The sequence below is a fragment of the Zunongwangia sp. SCSIO 43204 genome (genome assembly GCF_019904275.1).
GTDB classification, from domain to species: domain Bacteria; phylum Bacteroidota; class Bacteroidia; order Flavobacteriales; family Flavobacteriaceae; genus Zunongwangia; species Zunongwangia mangrovi.
Genome location: NZ_CP063204.1, coordinates 3181973 through 3194476, shown reverse-complemented (window position 1 = coordinate 3194476; position 12504 = coordinate 3181973). Strand labels below are relative to the sequence as shown.

12 protein-coding genes and 2 pseudogenes are annotated in these 12504 nt (G+C 34.1%); 12 read left to right on the top strand and 2 right to left on the bottom strand.

From position 1 onward, the window contains the following. Positions 1 to 94: 94 nt before the first annotated feature. The 10 genes and pseudogenes from INR75_RS14175 to INR75_RS14130 all read left to right on the top strand — a co-directional run bounded on the left by INR75_RS14175 (position 95) and on the right by INR75_RS14130 (position 8299). The gene (locus tag INR75_RS14175; RefSeq protein ID WP_223089155.1) at positions 95 to 1090 is read left to right on the top strand and encodes an IS30 family transposase; all 996 of its coding nucleotides are present in this window, start codon (positions 95 to 97) and stop codon (positions 1088 to 1090) included. A 125-nt stretch (positions 1091 to 1215) separates the two neighbouring features. Further along, complete coding sequence (locus INR75_RS14170; RefSeq protein WP_223089280.1) at positions 1216 to 1605, top strand: IS630 transposase-related protein; 390 nt, start codon at positions 1216 to 1218, stop codon at positions 1603 to 1605. Then, positions 1602 to 2468: an IS3 family transposase gene (locus tag INR75_RS14165; protein ID WP_223089285.1), complete on the top strand. Its 867-nt coding sequence runs from the start codon at positions 1602 to 1604 to the stop codon at positions 2466 to 2468. The genes INR75_RS14170 and INR75_RS14165 overlap by 4 nt, the downstream gene beginning before the upstream one ends. Positions 2469 to 2575: 107 nt before the next feature. Further along, the gene (locus INR75_RS14160; RefSeq protein ID WP_223089155.1) at positions 2576 to 3571 is read left to right on the top strand and encodes an IS30 family transposase; all 996 of its coding nucleotides are present in this window, start codon (positions 2576 to 2578) and stop codon (positions 3569 to 3571) included. Between the two features lie 125 nt (positions 3572 to 3696). Further along, positions 3697 to 4086, top strand: coding sequence for an IS630 transposase-related protein (locus INR75_RS14155; RefSeq protein ID WP_223089280.1), 390 nt, complete (start codon positions 3697 to 3699; stop codon positions 4084 to 4086). Continuing rightward, positions 4083 to 4949 (top strand): IS3 family transposase, encoded by an 867-nt coding sequence (locus INR75_RS14150; protein ID WP_223089279.1) that lies wholly within the window; start codon positions 4083 to 4085, stop codon positions 4947 to 4949. The genes INR75_RS14155 and INR75_RS14150 overlap by 4 nt, the downstream gene beginning before the upstream one ends. A 107-nt stretch (positions 4950 to 5056) precedes the next feature. Continuing rightward, positions 5057 to 6051 (top strand): annotated as a pseudogene (locus INR75_RS14145) (IS30 family transposase). 235 nt (positions 6052 to 6286) lie between these two features. Continuing rightward, positions 6287 to 6412, top strand: a pseudogene (locus INR75_RS20640) (AraC family transcriptional regulator); the annotation flags it as partial. A gap of 129 nt (positions 6413 to 6541) precedes the next feature. Beyond that, a complete protein-coding gene (locus tag INR75_RS14135; protein ID WP_223089283.1) occupies positions 6542 to 7084 on the top strand; it encodes an AraC family transcriptional regulator in 543 nt (180 codons plus the stop codon). 10 nt (positions 7085 to 7094) lie between these two features. Next, positions 7095 to 8299, top strand: a protein-coding gene (locus tag INR75_RS14130; RefSeq protein ID WP_086026153.1) for an IS3 family transposase whose coding sequence is annotated in 2 segments (ribosomal slippage) — positions 7095 to 7374 and positions 7374 to 8299 — 1206 coding nt in all. Because the reading frame shifts where the segments join, the coding sequence is not laid out codon by codon here. Between the two features lie 95 nt (positions 8300 to 8394). On the opposite strand, the gene INR75_RS20635 is transcribed toward INR75_RS14130, so the two are convergent. Beyond that, on the bottom strand, positions 8395 to 8661 hold the full coding sequence (locus tag INR75_RS20635; RefSeq protein WP_370629909.1) for a putative quinol monooxygenase: 267 nt from the start codon (positions 8659 to 8661) through the stop codon (positions 8395 to 8397). A gap of 126 nt (positions 8662 to 8787) precedes the next feature. Here INR75_RS20635 and INR75_RS14120 point away from each other — a divergent pair. Beyond that, positions 8788 to 9992 (top strand): IS3 family transposase gene (locus tag INR75_RS14120; protein ID WP_086026153.1). Its coding sequence is split into 2 segments (ribosomal slippage): positions 8788 to 9067 and positions 9067 to 9992, totalling 1206 coding nucleotides; the frame shifts between segments, so codons are not numbered across the junction. A gap of 4 nt (positions 9993 to 9996) precedes the next feature. On the opposite strand, the gene INR75_RS14115 is transcribed toward INR75_RS14120, so the two are convergent. Further along, entirely contained in the window at positions 9997 to 11001 is a 1005-nt protein-coding gene (locus INR75_RS14115; RefSeq protein WP_223089282.1) for an EthD family reductase, read from the bottom strand. A 368-nt stretch (positions 11002 to 11369) separates the two neighbouring features. Here INR75_RS14115 and INR75_RS14110 point away from each other — a divergent pair, with 368 nt between their 5' ends. Further along, positions 11370 to 11900, top strand: a complete 531-nt coding sequence (locus INR75_RS14110; RefSeq protein ID WP_223089281.1) for a hypothetical protein — start codon at positions 11370 to 11372, stop codon at positions 11898 to 11900. Positions 11901 to 12504: the final 604 nt, after the last annotated feature.

The following is a 12504-nucleotide window of genomic DNA, read 5'->3' as shown; positions in this document are numbered from 1 at the left end:
TGATTGTTATACAAGACCGTTAGCGGCAAACTTCATTGACGTACCCCGGATTCAATAACTCAACGCAACAAATCATATCCTTAGATTTGTTCAAATGAAGACCAAAAAATACAAACGATTATCCTTCAAAGAAAGAGTTATTATCCAGACACTGATCGATGAAGATAAAACGAAAGCCTTTATCGCCAAAAAGCTCAACAGAGCCAGATCTACCATATCCAGAGAAATCAATAAGCTTGTCGTTAATAAAGATGATAAATACGATGCGACATTAGCCAATTGGTTAGCGAAAGACGACTATCTCAACAAAAGAAACCTTGATAAAATCAATACCCATATAAAACTTAAGTTCTTTGTTTATAAAGGATTATTACAAGGTTGGTCCCCAGATCAGATTGCTGGCAGACTCAAAGATAAATACCCAAACGATCCGGTGATGTCCATTTCTTATGAAGCTATCTATATGCATATTTATAGACATAGACAGGCCAGTTTAAACAAAAAGCTAATCAAACTACTACCCTATCAAAAATCACAACGCAGAAGAGCTCATGCAAAGACCAAAAGAGGTTCGAAAATAAAAGATGTCATTAACATCAAAGACCGACCTAAACACATTGAAAATAGACTAGAGATAGGACATTGGGAAGGTGATCTAGTTATCGGTAAAGGACAAAAAAGTGCCATAGGAACTATCGTTGAAAGAAAATCAAGATTCGTATGTATCATAAAGCTAAAAGACAGAAAATCAGCAACAGTAACAAAGCAGTTTGCTAAAGTATTACAGGGCTTTAATCAACATTTAATTAAAACAATGACCTACGATAACGGGAATGAAATGGCTAAGCATAAAGACTTTACCAAAAAAACAGGGATCAAAGTTTATTTTGCAGATCCATATGCTTCATGGCAAAGAGGTACCAACGAAAATACCAATGGACTTATCAGAAGATACTTCCCTAAACGAACTGATTTTAATAAAGTTACAGCTAAACAACTTAAGCATGTTCAGGATAAACTCAACAACAGACCTCGAAAAATCATTAACTATAAAACTCCCAATGAGATTTTTAAACAAAATGCCGCATAAATTTTAAGATTTATACTAAATTGTACGAAACCAAAAATAGCAACAGTTGTTGCGTTAGAACCTTGAATGCGCCTACTTTCCTGAAATAGGTTGACTAAAAATTAAACCTTTTAGTACTATACCTAATGAAAGAACAAAATCAACACTGTCAAAAAAATTCCTACAAAAAAGTAGGTTACGATCTCAAGCTCCTGATCATTGATCAGATTCAAAATGCACAGATCTCTATCAATCATGCTTCCGATAAATATCAAGTTTCCAGAGCTTCCATCTATTACTGGTTGAAAAAATACAGTACTTTAGAACAAAAGAAACAAGGGATGAGCAAGAAAGATGAAATCAAAAAACTCAAAGAAAAAATAGAGGAACTGGAATTTGTCAAAGACTTCCAACAAGACATTATTGCTGACATGGAACTTATTACAGGTGTTGATATGGCAAAAAAGTCATTGCCCAAAACATTAGCAGACGAGATCGAAAAAAAGAAACTAAACCGTTCAAAAGAAAATGGTTGATCCAATGTTTTGGGATTTCTAAACAAGCTTTTTACAAACGATTAAGATCTCACAAGACCAGACAAGTTCAGCAACAGCTGATCATTCGGCTTATAAAAGAGTACCGAAATAAGTATGGAATGCGTACCGGTGGGATTAAACTCTATAAAGAATTAAAGAATGATATGAACCGACTCGGTATTAAAATAGGAAGAGATAAATTCTATCGTGTAATGCGGATGAATAACCTGCTCGTGCCTAAATTAAAGCGGTTCCATATCACAACCGATTCAAAACATCGATTCTTTAAATACAAGAACCTCGTAAAAGACAAAGTTCCAACCAGGCCGGAACAACTTTGGGTAAGCGATATTACCTATATCAAAACGCAGAACGGACACAGCTACCTGGCATTGGATACAGATGCCTATTCTAAGCAAATTATGGGTTATAAATTAGCAAGTCATATGAAGACATCAATTTGCGTCGATGCCCTTAGAATGGCCATTAAAAACAGAAAATACAAAAATCAGAAACTCATCCACCACTCAGATCGTGGAATTCAGTACTGCAACCCGCTATATACAGGCTTTGCTGAGGATCATGGAATAGTAATGAGTATGACCGAGAAGTACGATCCATACGAGAACGCCGTGGCTGAGAGAATCAACAGAACGCTTAAATATGAATATGATTTAAAACGAACTATAAAAAATACTAACTTAGCGAAGAAGATGGTCAAAAGAGCTGTTGAGATTTACAACAACAAAAGACCGCATTTTAGCCTCAAGTTGAACACCCCTAACTTTGTTCATTTGAATAGAAATATAGAATATCATTCCTACAAAAGGAATAAACAAAATTTAGAACTATTGACCATTTAATCTGTCGAAAATTGAATCAAAAATGGTCAACCTATTTCAGTATAATACATGAACATTCCCGGATTCAATAACTCAACGCAACAAATCATATCCTTAGATTTGTTCAAATGAAGACCAAAAAATACAAACGATTATCCTTCAAAGAAAGAGTTATTATCCAGACACTGATCGATGAAGATAAAACGAAAGCCTTTATCGCCAAAAAGCTCAACAGAGCCAGATCTACCATATCCAGAGAAATCAATAAGCTTGTCGTTAATAAAGATGATAAATACGATGCGACATTAGCCAATTGGTTAGCGAAAGACGACTATCTCAACAAAAGAAACCTTGATAAAATCAATACCCATATAAAACTTAAGTTCTTTGTTTATAAAGGATTATTACAAGGTTGGTCCCCAGATCAGATTGCTGGCAGACTCAAAGATAAATACCCAAACGATCCGGTGATGTCCATTTCTTATGAAGCTATCTATATGCATATTTATAGACATAGACAGGCCAGTTTAAACAAAAAGCTAATCAAACTACTACCCTATCAAAAATCACAACGCAGAAGAGCTCATGCAAAGACCAAAAGAGGTTCGAAAATAAAAGATGTCATTAACATCAAAGACCGACCTAAACACATTGAAAATAGACTAGAGATAGGACATTGGGAAGGTGATCTAGTTATCGGTAAAGGACAAAAAAGTGCCATAGGAACTATCGTTGAAAGAAAATCAAGATTCGTATGTATCATAAAGCTAAAAGACAGAAAATCAGCAACAGTAACAAAGCAGTTTGCTAAAGTATTACAGGGCTTTAATCAACATTTAATTAAAACAATGACCTACGATAACGGGAATGAAATGGCTAAGCATAAAGACTTTACCAAAAAAACAGGGATCAAAGTTTATTTTGCAGATCCATATGCTTCATGGCAAAGAGGTACCAACGAAAATACCAATGGACTTATCAGAAGATACTTCCCTAAACGAACTGATTTTAATAAAGTTACAGCTAAACAACTTAAGCATGTTCAGGATAAACTCAACAACAGACCTCGAAAAATCATTAACTATAAAACTCCCAATGAGATTTTTAAACAAAATGCCGCATAAATTTTAAGATTTATACTAAATTGTACGAAACCAAAAATAGCAACAGTTGTTGCGTTAGAACCTTGAATGCGCCTACTTTCCTGAAATAGGTTGACTAAAAATTAAACCTTTTAGTACTATACCTAATGAAAGAACAAAATCAACACTGTCAAAAAAATTCCTACAAAAAAGTAGGTTACGATCTCAAGCTCCTGATCATTGATCAGATTCAAAATGCACAGATCTCTATCAATCATGCTTCCGATAAATATCAAGTTTCCAGAGCTTCCATCTATTACTGGTTGAAAAAATACAGTACTTTAGAACAAAAGAAACAAGGGATGAGCAAGAAAGATGAAATCAAAAAACTCAAAGAAAAAATAGAGGAACTGGAATTTGTCAAAGACTTCCAACAAGACATTATTGCTGACATGGAACTTATTACAGGTGTTGATATGGCAAAAAAGTCATTGCCCAAAACATTAGCAGACGAGATCGAAAAAAAGAAACTAAACCGTTCAAAAGAAAATGGTTGATCCAATGTTTTGGGATTTCTAAACAAGCTTTTTACAAACGATTAAGATCTCACAAGACCAGACAAGTTCAGCAACAGCTGATCATTCGGCTTATAAAAGAGTACCGAAATAAGTATGGAATGCGTACCGGTGGGATTAAACTCTATAAAGAATTAAAGAATGATATGAACCGACTCGGTATTAAAATAGGAAGAGATAAATTCTATCGTGTAATGCGGATGAATAACCTGCTCGTGCCTAAATTAAAGCGGTTCCATATCACAACCGATTCAAAACATCGATTCTTTAAATACAAGAACCTCGTAAAAGACAAAGTTCCAACCAGGCCGGAACAACTTTGGGTAAGCGATATTACCTATATCAAAACGCAGAACGGACACAGCTACCTGGCATTGGTTACAGATGCCTATTCTAAGCAAATTATGGGTTATAAATTAGCAAGTCATATGAAGACATCAATTTGCGTCGATGCCCTTAGAATGGCCATTAAAAACAGAAAATACAAAAATCAGAAACTCATCCACCACTCAGATCGTGGAATTCAGTACTGCAACCCGCTATATACAGGCTTTGCTGAGGATCATGGAATAGTAATGAGTATGACCGAGAAGTACGATCCATACGAGAACGCCGTGGCTGAGAGAATCAACAGAACGCTTAAATATGAATATGATTTAAAACGAACTATAAAAAATACTAACTTAGCGAAGAAGATGGTCAAAAGAGCTGTTGAGATTTACAACAACAAAAGACCGCATTTTAGCCTCAAGTTGAACACCCCTAACTTTGTTCATTTGAATAGAAATATAGAATATCATTCCTACAAAAGGAATAAACAAAATTTAGAACTATTGACCATTTAATCTGTCGAAAATTGAATCAAAAATGGTCAACCTATTTCAGTATAATACATGAACATTCCCGGATTCAATAACTCAACGCAACAAATCATATCCTTAGATTTGTTCAAATGAAGACCAAAAAATACAAACGATTATCCTTCAAAGAAAGAGTTATTATCCAGACACTGATCGATGAAGATAAAACGAAAGCCTTTATCGCCAAAAAGCTCAACAGAGCCAGATCTACCATATCCAGAGAAATCAATAAGCTTGTCGTTAATAAAGATGATAAATACGATGCGACATTAGCCAATTGGTTAGCGAAAGACGACTATCTCAACAAAAGAAACCTTGATAAAATCAATACCCATATAAAACTTAAGTTCTTTGTTTATAAAGGATTATTACAAGGTTGGTCCCCAGATCAGATTGCTGGCAGACTCAAAGATAAATACCCAAACGATCCGGTGATGTCCATTTCTTATGAAGCTATCTATATGCATATTTATAGACATAGACAGGCCAGTTTAAACAAAAAGCTAATCAAACTACTACCCTATCAAAAATCACAACGCAGAAGAGCTCATGCAAAGACCAAAAGAGGTTCGAAAATAAAAGATGTCATTAACATCAAAGACCGACCTAAACACATTGAAAATAGACTAGAGATAGGACATTGGGAAGGTGATCTAGTTATCGGTAAAGGACAAAAAAGTGCCATAGGAACTATCGTTGAAAGAAAATCAAGATTCGTATGTATCATAAAGCTAAAAGACAGAAAATCAGCAACAGTAACAAAGCAGTTTGCTAAAGTATTACAGGGCTTTAATCAACATTTAATTAAAACAATGACCTACGATAACGGGAATGAAATGGCTAAGCATAAAGACTTTACCAAAAAACAGGGATCAAAGTTTATTTTGCAGATCCATATGCTTCATGGCAAAGAGGTACCAACGAAAATACCAATGGACTTATCAGAAGATACTTCCCTAAACGAACTGATTTTAATAAAGTTACAGCTAAACAACTTAAGCATGTTCAGGATAAACTCAACAACAGACCTCGAAAAATCATTAACTATAAAACTCCCAATGAGATTTTTAAACAAAATGCCGCATAAATTTTAAGATTTATACTAAATTGTACGAAACCAAAAATAGCAACAGTTGTTGCGTTAGAACCTTGAATGCGCCGCTATGTTTTAAACAATTTTGAATATTTTGTAATAAGTTATTATTATGATTTACACTAGAATGAAATTGTACCATAGAATTTTTAAATACCAAATAAGATTTGATTAAGCTTAAACAATTCCAATCTCTTGTTATTCATGATTATGCAGAAGAAACTTTCATCTTCCTTCACACAGTCATACTTATTATGAGCTTATTTATATATTCAGCGGACGTGGAGAACATTTCGTAAACAGTATTAAAAATAAGTATTTTCCAGGTGATGTATTTGTTCTATCTCCTAACGATGAGCACTATTTCGATATTATGGAATATACACATTTCATCTTTATTAAATTCACTGAAAACTATTTCCAAGATGGCACTCAGTATAAAAATTCTGGTCTAATAAAAATTTCTCCAGTAGAATTTATGAAGATGAAATTTTTAAAGGAAACGAAAATAGAATTGAGTGATACTCAAAAGATTTTGATGAAAAATATCATGGAGAATATTGCAAACTATAATTTGAAATCTCCTTCGAATATCATGTCCTCATCAATAATATACACACATATTCTTGCTGTTTTTGGCATTATTCAAGAGACAATGAAAAACGAAACCAATGCCATTCAAAATCAAGAATTAGATAAAGATTCCCTCATTTCCTTCCTTCATGAAAATATTTACTTTCCAAAAAAAATAAGAGCAGATCACTTAAGTGGTGAATTCAACATATCTACAAACTATTTTAGTATTTGGTTTAAAAGAAATTTTGGTATGAACTTAAGCCAATATGTGAATAGATATAGGATAGAGTTAATTAAAAAACGTCTTATTGCTAACCGAAAGAGTATTAAAGAAATTTCTTTAGAATTCAATTTTGCAGATGCCAGTCATTTCAGTAAGTTCTTTAAGAATTATACCAGAATGTCTCCATCCCAATATGGAATTACTACATTAGACCGGACACTAAGTTGAGAGAATATTTTTGCTAGTTATTACCTTAGCAATTATGAGAAGAAAATCTAAACATTACACCTTAGAATTTAAACAAAAAGCAGTCGAGTTAAGTTATGCTAAAGGCAATGTAAAACAAGTATGTGAAGACTTGGATATATTTCCATCTGTACTTTACCGTTGGCGTAGAGAGTTAAAAGATTACGGTAACAACAGTTTCCCTGGCCGTGGTAATCCTAAAATGACCGATGAAGAAAAAGAGATAGCCCGATTAAAAAAGGCATTAAAAGAAGCCGAGTTAGAACGAGACATCTTAAAAAAGGCCATCAGCATCTTCTCCGCGAGCGACAAGAAAAATACAGGTTTATAAAACAACACCTTATGAGATTTCCTGTCGAGACGATGTGTAAAATATTGAAAGTAAGCAAAAGTGGCTATTACCATTGGTTACAATCGGGACCAAGTAAATTATGGTTAGAAAATCAAAAGGTAACTGGGCTTATTAAATCTATATTTAAAGATAGCTTTCAAAGCTATGGTTCACCTAGAATAAAAACAGAACTAGAGACATTAGGCTATAAAATATCAAAGCCTAGAGTTGCACGTATTATGAGTGCTAATTATTTGTTTGCAAAACGAAAACGTAAGTTTAAAGCAACCACATATAGTCAACATAATTACCCCATAGCTCCTAATTTATTAAACCAAAACTTTGAAGTAAGCCGACAGGATCAAGTTTGGGTAAGCGATATAACCTATATCAAAACCAAACAGGGCTGGTTATACCTTACTGTCATTATTGATTTGTTTAACCGCAAAGTTGTTGGATGGGCTCTAAGCGATAATCTAAGTACAGAAGACACTATTATTAAGGCTTGGCATATGGCTATAAAGAAAACTACTTTAACCCAGTCTTTAATTTTTCATTCCGACCGAGGTATACAATATGCCAGCCATAAGTTTACCTCATTAATTAAAAGTTACAATGGCTTAGTAAACCAATCTATGAGCAGAAAAGGTAATTGCTGGGATAATGCCATTGCTGAATCGTTCTTTAAATCATTAAAGGTAGAATGGGTTTATAGGCACAATTATAAGTTGAGATCTGAAGCGGAGTTATCCATCTTTGGATGGATAGAAACTTGGTATAATAATAGAAGAAGACATTCCTTTTTAGGAAATAGAACTATAAGAGAATTTGAATTAGACATGTATAACCTTAAACTAGCAGCGTAGTCATTCAACTATTTGTCCAGTTTTTTGTTGCAAGTCCAAATATAAAAAAAATCACCCTCAGAATGATAAAGGGTGATTAATAAGTGAAATTTAACTTAGTTAATAGAGTTTAGGATTTGAACTTTACTATTAATATTCATGTTACTGAGTTTTTCCCCAAAAGTTTTTGCGTAAGATTGAGATTTATGAGTCTCTAAATCTTTCCTAGATTTAAACGTTTCATAAATGATGAATTTACTATCTACTTGTGAAAGTGAGATAGAAAGACAACCTTTTTCCATTAATACATGCGACTTTAGTTGCTTCAATGCTTCTAAAATCTTATCTTCAGAATTTTCCTCACTATATTCTAAAGTCGTAATTGCCGTGATCTTGCTTTCTCTCTCTGATATATCTATTGATCTATTTTCAATTGTCTCAAAATCACCTCCTATAATTACATCTTGGAATTACTACATTAGACCGGACACTAAGTTGAGAGAATATTTTTGCTAGTTATTACCTTAGCAATTATGAGAAGAAAATCTAAACATTACACCTTAGAATTTAAACAAAAAGCAGTCGAGTTAAGTTATGCTAAAGGCAATGTAAAACAAGTATGTGAAGACTTGGATATATTTCCATCTGTACTTTACCGTTGGCGTAGAGAGTTAAAAGATTACGGTAACAACAGTTTCCCTGGCCGTGGTAATCCTAAAATGACCGATGAAGAAAAAGAGATAGCCCGATTAAAAAAGGCATTAAAAGAAGCCGAGTTAGAACGAGACATCTTAAAAAAGGCCATCAGCATCTTCTCCGCGAGCGACAAGAAAAATACAGGTTTATAAAACAACACCTTATGAGATTTCCTGTCGAGACGATGTGTAAAATATTGAAAGTAAGCAAAAGTGGCTATTACCATTGGTTACAATCGGGACCAAGTAAATTATGGTTAGAAAATCAAAAGGTAACTGGGCTTATTAAATCTATATTTAAAGATAGCTTTCAAAGCTATGGTTCACCTAGAATAAAAACAGAACTAGAGACATTAGGCTATAAAATATCAAAGCCTAGAGTTGCACGTATTATGAGTGCTAATTATTTGTTTGCAAAACGAAAACGTAAGTTTAAAGCAACCACATATAGTCAACATAATTACCCCATAGCTCCTAATTTATTAAACCAAAACTTTGAAGTAAGCCGACAGGATCAAGTTTGGGTAAGCGATATAACCTATATCAAAACCAAACAGGGCTGGTTATACCTTACTGTCATTATTGATTTGTTTAACCGCAAAGTTGTTGGATGGGCTCTAAGCGATAATCTAAGTACAGAAGACACTATTATTAAGGCTTGGCATATGGCTATAAAGAAAACTACTTTAACCCAGTCTTTAATTTTTCATTCCGACCGAGGTATACAATATGCCAGCCATAAGTTTACCTCATTAATTAAAAGTTACAATGGCTTAGTAAACCAATCTATGAGCAGAAAAGGTAATTGCTGGGATAATGCCATTGCTGAATCGTTCTTTAAATCATTAAAGGTAGAATGGGTTTATAGGCACAATTATAAGTTGAGATCTGAAGCGGAGTTATCCATCTTTGGATGGATAGAAACTTGGTATAATAATAGAAGAAGACATTCCTTTTTAGGAAATAGAACTATAAGAGAATTTGAATTAGACATGTATAACCTTAAACTAGCAGCGTAGTCATTCAACTATTTGTCCAGTTTTTTGTTGCAAGTCCATCTTGATATCCAATTGTTATTAAGGTATTTTCGTGATCTAGAAATGTTTTTTCGTCTGGAAATACTCTGTCTTTATAAAAGTCTGATGTGAGAACAGTTTTTAAACCATCAAGACTATCAAACCAAATTTCGGCTGTTCCGTCATACGAATTAGTTTCAACAGCCTCTGTTTTCTCCTTTATAGGATGTGTTTGAATATAGCGTATTACATGACTTTGAGCTTCGGGTATTTGTTGAAAAAGTGGACCATGCTTTTTTATATGATGTTTAACAAATTCGTCGTGACTTATTTCCGGTTTCCTTTTTAATAACATGGTCATTTTCACCATCTGTTGAGCGCCAGTCTTCGTGAAATTCCGTTGGGGTTTTGGAGTCCATCTAGTGATAGATTTATCTTTCAAACCTCCTGGATATGTAATCAACTCAATTAAAGTTCCCCAAGGTGCTTTTCCATAGACTCCGGCATTACCTGGCTGATTTTCAATGTTTGATAAACTATGAGGTTTAGACAGCAATTCTCCTCCAGCGGCTGTAAATAGCCTAACAGTTTCTTCCATATCGTCAACATAAATTGCTAAATGTTGTAGACCATAATCATTTAATGAAGCGGCATCGTCCTGAGCAGCATTTTCAATCCTAAATAATTCAATAGTTATAGATTCGCCAATTTGAAGAAGTCTCATATGTATAACTTTACTTCCCTTTGGTAATCCCAATTGATTTTCAACTTCCGAACCCATCATTGGTTCTTGATTTTTCGGTTGAACATCATATAATGTTTCAGCTTGAAAGGCCTTTTGAAAAAATTTAGTTGCAGCTTCAATATCTGGAACCGTTATACCTATATGATCAATACCTCTAATAAAATTTTTGTTTATTTTCATATCTATGTTTTTGCTTTTTTGAGCACTTATGGGTTGTAAACAAAGGGAAAGAAATCCCATAATAATGCAAATTGTTTTGTACTTCATATTTATTTCCTTTGAAATACAAATGTACACAGGCGCTGAATCAAAAAACTGGTATAAATTTTACAAAAAGTTGCATATTTCCTTGATTAGTAATTTTTATGAAATTTCGAACATATCAAACTTTGCCCAACATCGGTTCATCGCAAATAACGGGTATTGTAGAAAAAAATGTAATTTTAAAAACCAAGGAAACAAAAATGGTTAAGCCGACAAGTCCGCGTCCCTACTCCCGCAACTTGCGATAACCGTAACCGTTGGCAACAAGCTGAAAAAACCGTGACTGAAAATCAAAATCCATATAAAATTTTAAAATATCCACCTGCGTATATGGATGGATATTTAGCTATTAATGGTTGTTTATCCGAATATTGCATTCCAATAGAATTCAAAAAAACAACGGAGAAAAATGGGTTTACGGATTTCACGGAGAAATCGAAAAAGAGATTGAAATTATCAATTTAAAAGATAACCGATATTTTTTAATATCTACAATCAATGAATTAAATACTAATTACATTGTTGATATTGAAACAATAAACCCAATCAACGAAATAGATTATGTTTCGGAAAAATTAAAATATAATAATGACCTAATTTTAATTTTAAGCTCCAATTCGATAGCAGTTATTAAACATCCTAATGAAATAAAATACATTCAAACTTTAAATTGGGACGGATTAAGAAACAATCGAATTGAAAATGGTATCCTAAAAGGTCAACTTTATGATTGGAATAATAGTGAAAGCGTAGAACAATATGACAAAACAGATTATGAACTCGACTTAAATACAATGGTTTTTAAAAGAGGAAAAGAATTAGAACAAAAACCAGTTCCGATAAAAAAACTGAATGACGAAAATCTGAAAGTCGAAAAAAATAAATGGTGGAAAATATGGTAAACGGAATAAAAAGCCAGTTGCCAATCGAGTAGACGGCTCCGCCAGAAATTGACGGAGTGCGCCTCTCACACCACCCAGCGTACGGTTCTCGTACTGGGCGGTTCACAATCCATCTTTCCAATCGCTCTTTAAACCAATTGAAACTATTCTGTACTTTTTCAAAAGGCTACAGATTTTCTTGGGAATCGGTCACCCAGTTAGCGAAAATCAATGCTCCCAATGTAATTTCCAAAAGGATTGCGTTCAGTCCTTCCTCACTTGTGAGACCTATGCAGTTTTGCTACACCTCGTTTCCTGTGAGTACTATTACCTCGGCTGACTTCTCCACCAAACCATCCCGTGGCTATGGAGACCTCCCCAGGTAAGAACATCTTCTTTCCCCTGATTCCTGCCGGATCTACTACTTCGGTATTCATTTCCAAAGAAATGTTTAGGACATCACAATGATGTGCTTGCTCATCCAACCTTGTAGCCTCATATCCGGTTCCTGTTCGTCAGTACCAGGGTTTGTAGTCCTGCTTCCTTCACTTCCTGTCTCGCGACAGACAAGCTTGCAGCTTACTAATGGTTCAAGGCGTCACCCCTGCCCATAAGGGACTTGCAC